At 54.6% G+C, this 14,576-nt stretch carries 12 protein-coding genes; 5 read left to right on the top strand and 7 right to left on the bottom strand.

Annotated elements, in window-relative coordinates; translation table 11 throughout:
• From V2154_RS09950 to V2154_RS09940, 3 genes are read left to right on the top strand one after another with little or no spacing between them, the layout of a single operon-like run.
• Positions 1-2,700 (top strand): YdbH family protein, encoded by a 2,700-nt coding sequence (locus V2154_RS09950; RefSeq protein WP_353502095.1) that lies wholly within the window; start codon positions 1-3, stop codon positions 2,698-2,700.
• Positions 2,697-2,906 carry a YnbE family lipoprotein gene (locus tag V2154_RS09945; protein WP_396130667.1) on the top strand — a complete coding sequence of 70 codons (210 nt, stop codon included), beginning with the start codon at positions 2,697-2,699 and terminating at the stop codon, positions 2,904-2,906. Before V2154_RS09950 ends, V2154_RS09945 begins: the two co-directional genes overlap by 4 nt.
• 57 nt (positions 2,907-2,963) lie before the next feature.
• Positions 2,964-3,305 (top strand): YdbL family probable chaperone protein, encoded by a 342-nt coding sequence (locus V2154_RS09940; protein ID WP_353503972.1) that lies wholly within the window; start codon positions 2,964-2,966, stop codon positions 3,303-3,305.
• A 127-nt stretch (positions 3,306-3,432) separates the two neighbouring features.
• Here V2154_RS09940 and V2154_RS09935 read toward each other — a convergent pair whose 3' ends face one another.
• Positions 3,433-4,050: an FMN-dependent NADH-azoreductase gene (locus tag V2154_RS09935; protein ID WP_353502094.1), complete on the bottom strand. Its 618-nt coding sequence runs from the start codon at positions 4,048-4,050 to the stop codon at positions 3,433-3,435.
• Positions 4,051-4,346: 296 nt separating this feature from the next.
• On the opposite strand from V2154_RS09935, the gene hrpA reads away from it, so the two are divergent.
• Both hrpA and V2154_RS09925 read left to right on the top strand, forming a co-directional pair.
• Positions 4,347-8,243 (top strand): ATP-dependent RNA helicase HrpA, encoded by a 3,897-nt coding sequence (hrpA, locus tag V2154_RS09930; protein ID WP_353502093.1) that lies wholly within the window; start codon positions 4,347-4,349, stop codon positions 8,241-8,243.
• 13 nt (positions 8,244-8,256) lie between these two features.
• On the top strand, positions 8,257-8,589 hold the full coding sequence (locus tag V2154_RS09925; protein WP_353502092.1) for a gamma-glutamylcyclotransferase family protein: 333 nt from the start codon (positions 8,257-8,259) through the stop codon (positions 8,587-8,589).
• 73 nt (positions 8,590-8,662) lie between these two features.
• On the opposite strand, the gene V2154_RS09920 is transcribed toward V2154_RS09925, so the two are convergent.
• The 6 genes from V2154_RS09920 to rstA all read right to left on the bottom strand — a co-directional run bounded on the left by V2154_RS09920 (position 8,663) and on the right by rstA (position 14,353).
• A complete protein-coding gene (locus tag V2154_RS09920) occupies positions 8,663-9,532 on the bottom strand; it encodes a trypsin-like serine peptidase (RefSeq protein ID WP_353502091.1) in 870 nt (289 codons plus the stop codon).
• A gap of 110 nt (positions 9,533-9,642) precedes the next feature.
• Entirely contained in the window at positions 9,643-9,723 is an 81-nt protein-coding gene (gene ydgU, locus V2154_RS24945) for a small membrane protein YdgU (protein ID WP_456867294.1), read from the bottom strand.
• Positions 9,724-9,832: 109 nt separating this feature from the next.
• Positions 9,833-10,318, bottom strand: a complete 486-nt coding sequence (asr, locus tag V2154_RS09915; RefSeq protein ID WP_353502090.1) for an acid resistance repetitive basic protein Asr — start codon at positions 10,316-10,318, stop codon at positions 9,833-9,835.
• A 490-nt stretch (positions 10,319-10,808) separates the two neighbouring features.
• Positions 10,809-12,290, bottom strand: a complete 1,482-nt coding sequence (locus tag V2154_RS09910; RefSeq protein WP_353502089.1) for a carboxypeptidase M32 — start codon at positions 12,288-12,290, stop codon at positions 10,809-10,811.
• 24 nt (positions 12,291-12,314) lie between these two features.
• Positions 12,315-13,622, bottom strand: a complete 1,308-nt coding sequence (rstB, locus tag V2154_RS09905; protein WP_353502088.1) for a two-component system sensor histidine kinase RstB — start codon at positions 13,620-13,622, stop codon at positions 12,315-12,317.
• Entirely contained in the window at positions 13,619-14,353 is a 735-nt protein-coding gene (rstA, locus tag V2154_RS09900) for a two-component system response regulator RstA (protein ID WP_353502087.1), read from the bottom strand. Before rstA ends, rstB begins: the two co-directional genes overlap by 4 nt.
• Positions 14,354-14,576: the final 223 nt, after the last annotated feature.

Genomic DNA, 14,576 nt, shown 5'->3' with positions numbered 1-14,576 from the left:
ATGAGGAAAGGACTGAGATATTTTGCACTGGTGTGTCTGGGAACCGTGCTTACCTTGCTGTTTTTGGCCGGGGTGTTATGGAAAACCGTGCCTCGCTGGTTGCCTCAGGTTGCCCAACATTGGCTACCGGCAGGGACCAGTCTACGCCTTTCCGCATCACCTAGCTGGTCTAATGGTACTCTCGAGCTGCCGGGAATGCGCTATATGGCGGGAGAATGCGAACTGGCGCAGGCCACCAATGCGCGTCTGAGCCATGCCAGTGGCCGCTGGGCGCTGGAGGCCGATAGCCTGAATGTCGATACCCTGTGTCTGAGCAACCTGCCGAAAAGCGCCGATAGCTCACCTCTTTCATTAGCTGATATCCAACAGAGCCTGCCTGCGGGCAATGTGATCATTCACCGTCTGGTGGTGACGCCGTGGCAGCGTTACGCCGGTGAACTGCGTCTCGACAATCAGGGCGCGACCCAGCACCTGACGCTACAGGGCGAAGATCTCAATCTGGACGCCACGCTCGACAATCAACAACTCGCCATTAACTCCCTGCGCCTGACCCCGCCGGGCAGCCAACAGCCCATTGCGCTGAGCGGCAAATTGACGCTGCCCGCTACGCTGGACCAGTTGCCGCAAACCGGCGAACTGCGCGCCGAAATGCAAACCGCACAGGTGCCGAATCCGCTGGATATTTTACTGCAATGGCAGCAAACCTCAGGCGTGCTGACGATTGCCGAAAAGGGCAGCCAGCAGCCTCTGGCGACCCTGCCGTGGACTCTGCACGGTAAGAATTTACAGATAAGCCAGGGGCAGTGGCACTGGCCCTATGCCGCGCAGCCGCTCGCCGGTGGCATCAACCTGACGCTGAGCGATTGGGCGGATACCTTCGACCAGACCCAGCTCGCGGCGCGGCTCAACGTGCTGACTCAGGGGCATAATGGTAAAGCCAACGTGGTGCTGACCATGGGGCCGGGCAAGGTTGGGCTGCTGGACAGCGATTTGGCTTTCCAGCTCACTGGCCAAGCTAACCTGGTGGCTACCTCACTGAGTGCCTCGCTGCCGGGTACGCTGAGCGGCTCGGTGCTTAATCCGACGCTGGCGCTGCGCAGCGGCGCTCTGCTGCGCGCGTGGGGCAAACCTACTCCTGAGCTACTGTTACAGGACGCCCGCTGGCCGCTGGCGGGGGTGAAGGTTTCTGCCGAAGGGGTGAGCGGCCCGCTACAGGCGATTGTTAAAGCTCGGGATACCTACTGGGGTAGCTTCGACCTGCACCTTGACGGTAAGGCCGAGAAATTTTGGCCGGATCAGGGACTGTGGAATTTCAAATACTGGGGCAATGGCAAACTGCCGCCGCTGGCCGGACGTTGGGATATGGCCGGTAAAGGTAATTGGGATAACAATCTCATCACCCTGACGTCGCTCTCGACCGGCTTTAACAAGCTACATTACGGCTTGATTAATGTGGACGCGCCGCGCCTGACGCTGGATAAACCGCTGACTTGGCGTCGCCCGGTACCAGAACGCTTCAAAAAACAATTCCCGGATTTGCCGCCACAGTTTATGGGCGACATCAAGCTGGTGGCGAAGAAGATTGCGCTGGATAACGGCGGCTACCTGCCACCCAGCGAGCTAATGCTGCACCTCAGTGGTAGCGACCCGCAGAGCTTCATCATGAAAGGCACGCTGGACGCCGACCCGATAGGGCCGATCAAGCTCAACGGTCGTTGGGATGGCGAACGTCTGCGCGGTGAAGCCTGGTGGCCGAAACAGCAGCTGGCGGTATTCCAGTCGCTGCTGACTCCGGAGTTGAATATTCGTCTGCGCGAGGGCACTTTCTATGCGCAGGCGGCTTTCTCCATGGCGCGCGGGCAGGGATTTATCGGCGGCGGTCACTGGGTGGTGAAGGACGGCGGCATGTGGTTGCCGGACGGCGACGTCAGTGGGATGGACTTCAGCCTCTCTTATCGGCTGCAAAATCAGATTTGGACGCTGGGTGTGAAACAGCCGGTAATGCTGCGGATCCGCGAAGTGAATAACCTCGTTAAGCTGGAGAACATTACTGCCGACCTGCAAGGGACTTATCCCTGGTCGGAGAGCACGCCGCTGACCCTGAGTAATCTCGGCGTGGATACCCTGCGCGGCCACATCAGCATGTCGGCGCTGCGCATGCCGCAGCATGACGCGGCGGTGCTTAAACTGCAAAAAATCAGTCTCAGCGAACTGTTCACCGCGCTGAAACCCAAACAGTTGGCGATGTCCGGTAATATCAACGGCGAGCTGCCACTTTATGTTAATGACCCGCACTGGATTGTGCGCGACGGCTGGATACAAAATGATGGCTGGCTGACGCTGCGCCTCGACCCACAGTTTGCCGATGCCATGGCGGCTGGCAATCTGGCTAACCGGCTGGTGATTGAGTGGATCCGTTATATGGAGATCCGCGAAATGATTGCCAAGGTCAATCTGGATAACCTCGGCGAGCTGACCATGAAATCTCACGTTACCGGAGCCAATACCTCGGGTAAGCAGGACAGAGAAGTGAACCTTAATTACACCCATCAGGAAAACATTTATCAGCTGTGGCGCAGTTTGCGCTTTGGCGACAACTTGCAAGAATGGTTGCAACAGGAGATCTCGCTGCCGGCGAACTCCCTGTCTCAGCAACCGGATGCACCCTCTAAGGATAAGAATTTGAGGACTTTACCATGAAGCTGGCTATCGCTTACCGAACCACGCTCTGCACGGCGACCGCTCTGGCCGTCGTGATGCTTAACGGCTGCGTGCCGCGCATTGAACTCTCTGCACCGAAAGAGCCGATCACCATCAATATGAACGTCAAGATTGAGCATGAGATCCACATCAAGGTCGATAAAGATGTCGAAAATCTGCTGAAAAACCAGAGTGACCTGTTCTAAATTGGCGCGGCTGGCAAGCCGGTGTGGAGAGTGGATATGCGTGCGTTAACCTTCAAAATGTTTAAAACCGCCACGGTGAAGAAATCTGCGCTGCTGGTGCTGGTTTCAACCCTACTGTTTAGCAGCACGGCCTTTGCCCTGACGCTGGAAGAGGCCAAGCAGCAAGGTCGGGTGGGCGAAACCCTGTCGGGCTATCTGGCGCCGGTCAAGCAAGATGCGGAAACCCTGTCACTGGTGAAACGCATTAATCAGGGCCGCGAAGAGCAATATAAGCAAGTGGCGCAAAACAATCAGGTGACCAGCGGCGACGTGGCGAAACTTGCGGGGCAGAAGCTGGTGGCTCGCGCCGGAGCCGGGGAGTATGTGCGCGGGATTAATGGTCAGTGGCTGCAAAAATAGGCAAAAAAAAGCGCGCTTTTCAGCGCGCAATGGTGTTATCACAACATCATCAGGAGAGGGGTTTAACAACCGATTCTGAGGGGAATTGACCCTTCCAGATTGTGATAATACTTGGCAATCTTAAATCTTAAGCTGCGGCGACTTGCTTGATAGCAGCGTCGATAGCTTCTTTCGCAGCGGCCTGTGCTTTGGTCGCCACTTCTGGACCGTAAGCAATACCTTCAGCGAAGATGAATTCTACGTCGCTCATTCCCAGGAAACCGAGGAACAGTGACAGGTAAGGCGCAACCAGATCGCTGCCAGTGTCTTTATGGATGCCACCACGGCTGGTCAGAACGATAACTTTCTTACCTTTAATCAGACCTTCTGGGCCTTTCTCAGTGTATTTGAACGTCACGCCAGCACGGGCTACCAGGTCAAAGTAGTTTTTCAACTGAGTCGGAATGTTGAAGTTATACATAGGTGCCGCGATAACAATCACGTCATTGGCCTGCAGCTCTTCAATCAGCGTATTTGACAGCGCCAGCGCTTCTTCCTGACGTGGAGTCAATGGCGCGTCGGAAGGGCGCAGAGCACCTACCAATTCACCATCCAGAACCGGGATTGGGTCAGCAGCCAGGTCACGAACGGTAACTTGTGAACCGCTGTGAGCAGCCTGATATTGCGCTACGAAGTAGTCTGACAGTTGGTTTGACTGAGAGAAGTTCGCCAGAATGCTTGATTTCAGAACCAGTACTTTGCTCATGAGTAAATCCTTAACTGAGTGCGTTGCAAGGGCGGGCGCCCCGGAATGAAAGTTACTTTATTCACAAAAGTTATTCAGTGATAGCGTAATATTTCGAGTGCTATGTTCAATATTACTGAACGACTTCTGTTTGGCGCTAAATTCAGCCCGCTTTCAGCATCTTCAACAGCTTGTGGTAACATATTGCTAACCAGGCATAGGTTCATCCGCTGCTACTTCAACACTAAACCTTTCAAATTCAGCCGATATCGCGGTTTATCCTCGAGTCGCCTGACGAGCAACAAGGAATGCCGAACGTGAAATCTCCGCTCGCGGCACTGTCAGCGCAGTTAGACGGGCTGATGCTTCGTGACCGCCAACGCCTGCAACGACGTTTGCACGGCGCTAAGGCGCTATTGAATAAAGCGCAGGACGACCCGAAAGCGGTCGAAGGTATTACCCAAGAGATTGAAAACGCTATCGCCCAGAGCCTGCAAAAAGTCAGCGCCCGCGAAGCCTCAAGACCTAAAATCAGCTATCCGGACAATCTGCCGGTTAGCCAAAAGAAAGACGACATCTTCAAAGCCATTCGCGACCATCAGGTGGTGATTGTGGCGGGGGAAACAGGTTCCGGTAAAACCACGCAGATCCCGAAAATCTGTATGGAGCTGGGGCGCGGCATTAAAGGCGTGATTGGGCATACTCAGCCAAGGCGTCTGGCCGCCAGAACCGTGGCGAACCGTATTGCCGACGAGCTGGAAACCTCGCTGGGCGGCACCGTCGGCTATAAAGTGCGTTTCAACGACCAGGTGGGGGATAACACGCTGGTTAAGCTGATGACGGACGGTATCTTGCTGGCGGAGATCCAACAAGATCGCATGCTGATGCAATACGACACGCTGATCATCGATGAGGCCCATGAACGCAGCCTGAACATCGACTTTATCCTCGGCTATCTGCGTCAGCTGCTGCCGAAGCGCCCGGACCTAAAAGTCATTATTACTTCGGCGACCATCGACCCTCAGCGCTTCTCGAAGCATTTTAATCATGCGCCGATTATCGAAGTGTCGGGCCGCACTTATCCGGTGGACGTGCGCTATCGGCCGGTGGTGGATGACGCGGAAGACACCGACCGCGACCAGCTTCAGGCGATTTTTGATGCCGTAGACGAGCTGGGCCGCGAAAGTGCCGGTGATATTCTGATCTTTATGAGCGGCGAGCGGGAGATCCGCGATACCGCCGACGCGCTGAATAAGCTGGATCTGCCGCATACCGAAATCTTGCCTTTATATGCCCGCCTTTCCAATAGCGAGCAGAACCGCGTGTTCCAGTCTCATGCCGGTCGCCGCATCGTGCTGGCCACCAACGTGGCGGAAACCTCGCTGACCGTGCCGGGGATTAAATATGTTATCGACCCGGGTACGGCGCGTATTAGTCGCTATAGCTTCCGTACTAAGGTGCAGCGCCTGCCTATCGAGCCGATTTCTCAGGCTTCGGCGAATCAGCGTAAAGGCCGCTGCGGACGTGTCTCCGAAGGTATCTGTATTCGTCTCTATTCCGAGCAAGACTTCCTGTCGCGCCCGGAGTTTACCGATCCGGAAATTCTGCGTACCAACCTAGCCTCGGTCATTCTGCAAATGACCTCTTTGGGGCTGGGCGACATTGCCGCGTTTCCTTTTGTGGAAGCGCCGGATAAACGCAATATTCAGGACGGCGTGCGCCTGCTGGAAGAGCTGGGGGCAATCAATAACGCGCAAGACGGGCGTTATACCCTGACGCAGTCCGGTCGCCAGCTTGCCCAGTTGCCGGTGGATCCGCGTCTGGCCCGCATGGTGCTTGAAGCGCGCAAAGACAGCTGTATGCGCGAAGTGATGATCATTACCGCCGCGCTGTCGATTCAGGACCCGCGCGAACGCCCGATGGACAAGAAGCAGGCGTCCGACGAGAAGCATCGCCGCTTTGCCGACAAAGACTCCGACTTCTTGGCCTTTGTGAATCTGTGGGACTACCTGAAAGAGCAGCAAAAAGAGCTCTCTTCGGCCCAGTTCCGCAAAATGTGTCGCAGCGACTACCTCAACTACCTACGCGTGCGCGAATGGCAGGATATCTATACCCAGCTGCGCCAAGTGGTGAAAGAGCTGGGCCTGCCGGTGAACAGCGAACCTGCCGATTATCGCAGTGTTCACTGCGCCTTGCTGACCGGGCTGCTGTCGCATATCGGCATGAAAGACGCGGATAAACAAGAATATACCGGCGCGCGCAATGCCCGGTTTGCCGTCTTCCCCGGTTCCGGTCTATTCAAAAAGCCGCCGAAATGGGTGATGGTCGCCGAGCTGGTGGAAACCAGCCGCCTGTGGGGCCGTATCGCCGCGCGCATCGAGCCAGAATGGATTGAGCCGCTGGCCAAGCATCTGGTGAAGAGCAGCTTCAGCGAGCCGCACTGGGAGAAAGCGCAGGGCGCGGTGATCGCGTCTGAGAAAGTCACCCTGTTCGGCCTGCCTATCGTCGCAGCCCGCAAAGTGAACTACGGCAGCATTGACCCAGTACTATCCCGCGAGCTGTTTATTCGCCATGCGCTGGTGGAAGGTGACTGGCAGACGCGGCACGCGTTCTTCCGCGCCAACCTCAAACTGCGTGGCGAAGTGGAAGAGCTGGAGCACAAGTCCCGCCGCCGCGATATTTTGGTCGACGACGAGACGCTGTTTCTGTTCTACGAGCAGCGCATTGGTCAGGAGGTGGTGTCGTCTCGCCACTTTGATAGCTGGTGGAAGACCCAGCCCGCCGATAGCCTAAACTTCGAAAAGAGCATGTTGATCAAAGAGGGCGCGGGCAACATCAGCGCCCACGACTACCCGAACTTCTGGCATCAGGGCAATATCAAGCTGCGCGTGACCTATCAGTTTGAGCCGGGGACCGACGCCGATGGCGTGACGGTGCACATTCCGCTGCCGCTGCTCAATCAGATTGACGAGCAGGGCTTCGACTGGCAGATCCCCGGCATTCGCCGCGAGCTAATTATGGCGCTGATTAAATCACTGCCGAAGCCGATTCGCCGCAACTTCGTGCCCGCGCCGAACTACGCCGACGCGCTGCTAGGCCGCCTCAAGCCTTTCGAACAGCCTTTGCTGGATGCCATGGAGCGCGAACTGCGCAAAATGAGTGGCGTGACGGTGTCACGCGACGACTGGCAGTTGGAGCAGGTTCCAGACCATCTCAAAATGACTTTCCGTATTTTGGATGACAAAAACAAAACCCTGCGCGAAGGCAAAGACCTGACGGCGCTGAAAGCAGGTTTGAAAGAGCAGGTGCAGCAGACGCTGTCTGCCGTGGCCGATGACGGCATCGAACAGAGCGATTTGCACGTCTGGAGCTTTGGCACGCTGCCCGAGCGCTATGAACAAAAGCGCGGTGGTTACGAAGTTAAGGCTTATCCGGCGCTGGTCGATACCAAAGACAGCATCGCGATCCGCCTGTTTGACAGCGAGCTGGAGCAACAGCAGGCGATGTGGGCGGGTGTGCGCCGTTTGCTGCTGCTTAATATTCCATCGCCAATCAAATACTTGCACGAAAAGTTGCCGAACAAAGCCAAGCTGGGTCTGTACTTCAACCCTTATGGCAAAGTGCTGGACCTGATCGACGACTGTATCTCCTGCGGCATTGATAAATTGATCGCCGAAAGTGGCGGTCTGGTGTGGAAAGAGGAGGAGTTTGCCCGACTTCACGAGCATGTTCGCGCTCATCTCAATGACGCCGTGGTGCAGATTGCCGTGCAGGTGGAGCAGATCCTGACGGCGGTATTCAATATCAACAAGCGCCTTAAAGGCCGTATTGATATGACCATGGCGCTGGCGCTCTCTGATATTAAGAGCCAAATGTCAGGGTTGATCTACCGCGGCTTTGTCACTCAGAACGGCTGGAAACGCCTGCCAGATACGCTACGCTATCTCAACGCGATTGAAAAACGTATGGACAAGCTGGCGATGGATCCTCATCGCGACCGCGCCCAGATGTTGAAGGTCGAGCACGTCGAGAAGCTGTGGCAGCAGTGGCTCAATAAACTGCCACCGGCTCGCCAGCAGAGCGAAGAAGTCAAAGAGGTGCGCTGGATGATTGAGGAGCTGCGCGTGAGCTATTTCGCCCAGCAGCTGGGCACGCCTTATCCGATTTCCGACAAACGTATTTTGCAAACCATGGAACAGTTAGTTACCGGTTGATTGAGGAGTGAGAATGGCAACGTTATTCGTTTATGGCACTTTAGGCCCCGGCCGCCCAAACGCCCACGTACTTGAGGGGATTGGCGGCAGTTGGCAAGAAGGGCACGTAGGGGGAACCCTGCTGCACAAAGGCTGGGGGGCTGAAATGGGCTTTCCGGGGATTGTGCTTGATGACAGCGGCAACCGGGTAAATGGTTTTGTCTTCAGCTCTGATAAGCTCGCTGAAAACTGGCAGATTCTGGATGATTTCGAAGGCGAGGGCTACGAGCGCGTGCCGGTCGAAGTGACCACCACCGACGGCAGTACGGTAACTTCCTGCATTTATATGTTGAAAGCTGACGCCTAACTCGCCGCAGCGTCAATAAAAAAACCTAAGCCACTTGTGTGACTTAGGTTTTTTTTTGCACCTTTTCCGGCAATTATTGCGCAGCTGGCATGGCGCTGACGGCACCTGACGAGAGCTTATTCAGGGCGTCGCGGATGGCTGGAACGGCCAGTGCGCGGTTATCGGCTAAATAGCGATCTTGCGCCGCCGGGGCCGAGCTTTGAATACCAATCAGTGACCATTTATCGCCGGTTTTTAATAACAACGGCGAGCCACTGTCGCCAGGCAGGGTGTCACATCGGTGCGACAGCACGCCAGGCTGCGCCCAGCCGGTGATCAGGCAGTTTTGATGGCTGTATAAATCATCCAGATGATCTTCCGGATAACCCGCCTGCGTGATCTTACGGCCATTCTGCTTCAGCGCGGCAGTAAGCTGGTCGCGGGTGCCTTCCCACAGCGGCAGCGGGGTGATCGGCAGGGCGATATTCTCATCCGTCAGGCGAACCAGCGCAAAGTCAAACGCGGCGGCTTTAGAGGGCACAATCCAACCTTCGCCATCGGCTTTCAGCTTTTTTCCTAACTTGGGGTCAACCAGCGTTTCTAACGCCGTGACCTGATAACGCCATTTTTGCTTGTGAGAAATAAAACGCAGTGCCACGACTTTATCAATCTTGCCCGGAGGAGCCAGCACGCAGTGCCCGGCGGTTAACACCAGATGCTTGGATATCAGCGTTGCCGTACACAGATTGCCACTTTCGGTTTCAATCTGTCCGATGGCTTGCCACGGCCAGTCGCTGGTATTGGCGACGGCGGTGCGATGATCGTGACCAAAGAACAGGGCAGTCTTTTCTTTCAAACTTATGGTTGGCGCATCGGAATCTGAATCGGGTTCAGGAACGTCCGCATGAACAGAGGAAATGGTGCAACAAAAAAGGCTCAAAACTAAAGGTAACGCGATGCGCATAACATTCTGACCTTGAAAGCAGGGAAATCCCTTGAATCGTATATTATGGAGTGATTATAGACGCTTGCAACTGGCGGTGTGATCACCGGAGGGATTTTGTTCAGGTGATATCACAAGTAGAAGAACAGGGTAATTAAACCGCACAGTATCAGTGCGCTAAGGGTGATTTCGAACAGGTATCGGCGCAGCATCTTCCATCAATACCTCAATCTGAAAACTGGAGAAAAAAACACCCGGCGAACCGGGTGTTAATATTCAGTCTTACTCTAAGGGAGTGGAATCACTCACCAAAAGTCTTACTTATTTAGCAGCTGGAGCAGCTTTCTTAGCGTGTTTCACGTGTTTTTTAGCAGCCTGAGCTTTCTGCGCTGGAGCAGCTTTCTTAGCGTGTTTTACGTGCTTTTTAGCAGCCTGAGCTTTCTGTGCTGGAGCGGCTTTCTTAGCATGTTTCACGTGTTTTTTAGCAGCCTGGGCTTTCTGTGCTGGGGCAGCTTTCTTAGCTTTTTTGTGTTTCTTAGCAGCTTGCGCTTTCTGAGCAGCTTTCTTGTGTGCTTTCTTATGCTTTACAGCATGCTTAGTTGGTGCTTTTGCAGCTGGAGCAGCAGCCGCTGGAGCAGCGGTAGTTGCAGCTGGAGCAGCAGCAGGAGCTGGTGCAGCAGGAGCTGGAGCAGCGGTAGTTGCAGCTGGAGCAGCAGCAGGAGCTGGTGCAGCAGTAGTGTCAGCAGCGAAAGCTACAGAAGACAGACCCATTGCAGCGGCAACAACCAGAGCTAATACTTTTTTCATCTTAAATTCCTCAGAATGTTCGTTTATATGTCCACCCCACTGCGGGGCCGGTAGGAGAATAGTAGGCGCGGCAGTCTGCTTTGTAAGTGAGTGATTGGTGTCGGCGTGTAACGCTTTGTACAAACTCCATACGGCAATAAAATCAATGGGTTACTTCGGTTTTGTCAACTTCTGTACGTAGAGATACCTGTATTTAGTTACAACATACAATGTTATTTATGTACTTGAACACTCTGTGGCACCGCAAATCCTTGAGAAATCATGGGATCTGGAAGATTTATTGAGAGGATTCTTAGCAGGGAGGGTGGTTTTTGAATGGGGATAGCGAGAGTTATCGGAATCCGAACTGCTCCCTCCCCTAATTAGGGGAGGGTTGGGGTGGGGTATTTCTCACATAAGCCACTGAGTTTGCTGCAATACCCCCTCCCAGCCTCCCCCTTGTCAGGGGGAGGAGCAAAAGGCAACTCCAAACTGCTCTTTGAGGCAAAACCTACAAATAACGATTTTCCAAATGTTTGCGGAAATACGCCGGATTCAACGTCTCGCCGGTGGCATTCTGAATCAGCTGGTCGGTAGTGAAACGACTGCCGTGCTGCCAGATGTTCTGCTGCAACCACTGGAACAGGGCGGTCAGGTCGCCACGGGCGATATCATCTTGCAGAGTTGGGATCGCGTGGTTGGCGCACTGGAACAGCTGTGCTGCGTACATGGCGCCCAAAGTATAGGTTGGGAAGTAGCCGAAGCCGCCGTCGGTCCAGTGAATATCCTGCATACAGCCGTCGCGGTAGTTGCCCACGGTGTCGATGCCCAGATATTCCTTCATCTTGCTGTTCCAAAGAGCAGGGATGTCTTCGACTTCGATCTCACCTTCAATCAGCGCTTTTTCGATTTCATAACGCAGGATCACGTGCGCCGGATAGCTCACTTCGTCGGCATCAACGCGGATAAGGCCTGCCTCAACGCGCTGATTAAGCTTGATGAAGTTGCTCTCGTCTAAGCCTTCGCGCTGACCGAACTGCTCGATAACCAGCGGATAGATAGATTTCAGGAACGGCTCGCTGCAACCCAATTGCATTTCAAACAGCAGGCTTTGCGACTCGTGCACGCCCATTGAGCGCGCGTTGGATACCGGCTGGCCTAGCCACTCTTTCGGCAGGTTCTGCTCGTAGCGCGCGTGACCAGTCTCATGGATGACGCCCATCATGGCGCTGAGGAATTCGTGTTCGTTGTAGCGCGTGGTGATGCGTACGTCCTCTGGCACACCGCCGCAGAACGGGTGAGCGCTGACGTCCAGACGACCGGCGTCAAAGTTGAAGCCCAGGCGTGCCATCACTTGCAGGCCCAGCTGACGCTGTTTCTCAATATCAAACGGACCAACTGGCGTGATACGCGTTTCTGATTTCTGCTTCTCAACCACGGTTTTCAGCAGATTTGGCAGCCAGGTTTTCAGGTCGCCGAACAGCACGTCCAGTTTGGCGGAAGTCATTCCCGGCTCGTACATGTCGAGCAGGGAGTCATACAGGCCGACGCCCGTCGCTTCTGAGCGCAACTTCGCTTCCTGACGGCTCAGGCGAACGACTTCACGAAGGTTCTCTGCAAAACCTTCCCAGTCATTGCCTTTGCGCTGCACGCGCCAAGCGTGTTCGCAGCGTGCGCCCGCCAAGGATTTCTCTTCAACCAGGCTTTCAGGCAGCACGGCGGATTGCTGATATTTACGACGCATCTCGCGCAGGTCGGCACGCTCGAGATCGTTCAGGTCTTCGCTTTCGGCCTGTTCTAGCCAGTCGCCAACCTGTTTTGCGGTCAAAATCTGGTGAGACAAAACGCTCAGCTCGGCCAGTGCTTCAGAGCGCGCTTTGCTACCGGCGGGCGGCATCATTGCGGCCATATCCCAGCCAGCGATGGCGGAAAGATGGTTAAAGCGGGACAGGCGGGCGAAGGTACTGCGCAGTTGTGAATAAGCTGTTGTCATTATTTACTTCCTTCGAAATTATTTTTAGCGTGGTTCTGTATTGAGATTAAAAACGGTTTTGGCAGGCCAGCTGAAACGTATGCAAGCCCCGCCGAATGATGGGCTGGACTCCACGCTGACGCGGCCTTGGTACGCTACGGCAATCGAGTGAACAATGGCCAGCCCTAAGCCACAGCCGCCGGTAGCGCGGTCGCGACTTGGGTCCAGGCGAACAAACGGCTCGAAAACGCGAATGCGCTCTTCCTCTGGGATGCCCGGTCCGTCATCTTCCACCTGCAAACTGGCGTTCTCGCCGTCCAGCCACAGGCTGATGTGGATTTTGTCGTTAGCATAGCGCAGGGCGTTGTTCACCAGGTTATCCAGCACGCGCTCCATTAAACGTAAATCAACCCCGCCGAAATCTACGCTTTCTGGCACCGACAGGGTGATGCCGCGCTCAGCGTTGATCAGGCGGAAGTCATCAACCTTATCCGCCAGCCAGTCTGCCAGATTTACTTTCTCAAGATTAAGCGCAACCTGCGGTCGGTCCAGACGCGCGTAGGTCAGCAGTTCGTCGATGAGAGATTCGAGCTGGCCGATATCGCGGTTAATTGCCTGCTGCTCGGCTTCTGGCAGGTTTTCACTGATCGCCAGACGGTAGCGCAGACGCACCAGTGGGGTACGCAATTCGTGGGCGATGCCGTCAATCAGCTGCTTCTTACTGGCGATCAGCGTGTTGATGTTGTCCGCCATCTGGTTAAAGGCAATGCCTAAACGATTCAAACTTGAGGTGGAATCAAAATTGGTTCGCTCGTCCAGATAGCCATTGCCCAGCCTTTGGGCCGACTTCTCAAGCTTAAGCAAATCCTTCCAGTGCGGGCTCATCCACAAGAAGACCGGCAGGGCGAGCGACAGGCCGATCAGCATCATGACCACCAGATCCAGAATGCGCATCTCGTGCATGTAGAACAGATAGGGAATAGGGCCGACTACTAAGACGTAGTGACTGCGCGGCACGCGTTGAATAAAGGTGTATTCATCATCGAGCGCGATAATTTCGCCATCTTTCAGGCGCTTATCCAGTTCAGGGCTAAGAACCCGTTTGCCCAAAGGCTCAATGTGCAGCTTAAAAGAGAGGTTAAGATCCAGCGTGTTGATGGTCTTATTCCAATCCTTAATGGGGATTTCGCGCAGTTCGCTGCGCATTAAGTACAGCGAGCTTTTCATCAAGTCGTTGAGAGACTGGCGCCCGGTTCGCTCGGCGGTGACTTTATAAACCAGACCGACCAGCATGGTCATCACCAGGAAACAGACCAGCAACAGCAGGAAAAACTGGATGAAAAGCTTTCTCATTCCTGTCCTGTCTCCCAGGCATTAGGGGCGAAAAGGTAACCTTTATTACGAATGGTTTTGATGCGGAACGGCTCGAGGGCGTTGTCGTAGAGCTTGCGGCGTAACCGAGAAATCGCCACGTCGATGCTGCGATCTAAGCCATCATAGCTGACGCCGCGCAGGTTTAGCAGCAGGGCCTCGCGGTCCATAATGCGACCGGCGTGAGTTGCCAATTCCCATAACAAGTCAAAGTCAGACGTGGAGAGAACAATCACTTCATCAACCAGCGTCACTTCGCGGTTCACAGGATCAATACAGAGTTGGCCAAAGTGCAGCGCATTGCCACCCTGCAAGGATTTGCTGGCCGGTTTTTCTTCACCCGCCGATTGCGGCGCATGCTGGCGCAAGTGCAGGCGCAGGCGAGCCAGTAATACGGCAGGCGGCGTGGTTTTGAGGATGTAATCGTTAGCGCCCATTTCCAGCGACAGAATGTGGTTCATGTCGCTGTCAAGGGAGGTCAGCAGCACGATGGGGCCGCTGTAAGTAGGGCGCAGGTCGCGACAGAGGGTCATGCCATCTTTGCCGGGCAGCATGATATCTAGCAAAACTAAATCGGGCTTTTCACGCGCGATGCGATCCTGCGCGGTGTCACCACGGGGTTCGACTAACACTTCAATGTCGTGTTTGCCTAAATAGGCCGCAATCAGGTTACCGACTTCTGGATCATCTTCTACAAAAACGATTTTATTCATTGGATTGCTGTTAATTATTATCCGATGGTCAGCATAGCCGCAGACACAGGCTATGGCTACAAGACATGCGTAATAGGAAGTGACAGTTTTTCAGAGTTTGCGACCCTTTTGTAGAGACAAACGTAGAAAAACTGACAATATTTTAACATTCACATTATGCGACACAGTATTGCGTTTTGCCCGCTCAACCGACTAGCGCACGCTTCGTGAAATATGCCATTAT

Source organism: Ewingella sp. CoE-038-23 (assembly GCF_040419245.1).
GTDB lineage: Bacteria > Pseudomonadota > Gammaproteobacteria > Enterobacterales > Enterobacteriaceae > Ewingella > Ewingella allii.
This window is presented reverse-complemented; position numbering and strand designations above follow the sequence as displayed.

Bases quoted from the DNA above. Each gene is read 5' to 3' on its own strand.
- rstB (WP_353502088.1), bottom strand. From the start codon at position 13,622: ATGAGAAAGCTTTTCATCCAGTTTTTCCTGCTGTTGCTGGTCTGTTTC.
- V2154_RS09910 (WP_353502089.1), bottom strand. From the start codon at position 12,290: ATGACAACAGCTTATTCACAACTGCGCAGTACCTTCGCCCGCCTGTCC.
- V2154_RS09920 (WP_353502091.1), bottom strand. From the start codon at position 9,532: ATGCGCATCGCGTTACCTTTAGTTTTGAGCCTTTTTTGTTGCACCATT.
- ydgU (WP_456867294.1), bottom strand. From the start codon at position 9,723: ATGCTGCGCCGATACCTGTTCGAAATCACCCTTAGCGCACTGATACTG.
- V2154_RS09950 (WP_353502095.1), top strand. From the start codon at position 1: ATGAGGAAAGGACTGAGATATTTTGCACTGGTGTGTCTGGGAACCGTG.
- V2154_RS09945 (WP_396130667.1), top strand. From the start codon at position 2,697: ATGAAGCTGGCTATCGCTTACCGAACCACGCTCTGCACGGCGACCGCT.
- asr (WP_353502090.1), bottom strand. From the start codon at position 10,318: ATGAAAAAAGTATTAGCTCTGGTTGTTGCCGCTGCAATGGGTCTGTCT.
- V2154_RS09925 (WP_353502092.1), top strand. From the start codon at position 8,257: ATGGCAACGTTATTCGTTTATGGCACTTTAGGCCCCGGCCGCCCAAAC.
- V2154_RS09935 (WP_353502094.1), bottom strand. From the start codon at position 4,050: ATGAGCAAAGTACTGGTTCTGAAATCAAGCATTCTGGCGAACTTCTCT.
- rstA (WP_353502087.1), bottom strand. From the start codon at position 14,353: ATGAATAAAATCGTTTTTGTAGAAGATGATCCAGAAGTCGGTAACCTG.
- V2154_RS09940 (WP_353503972.1), top strand. From the start codon at position 2,964: ATGTTTAAAACCGCCACGGTGAAGAAATCTGCGCTGCTGGTGCTGGTT.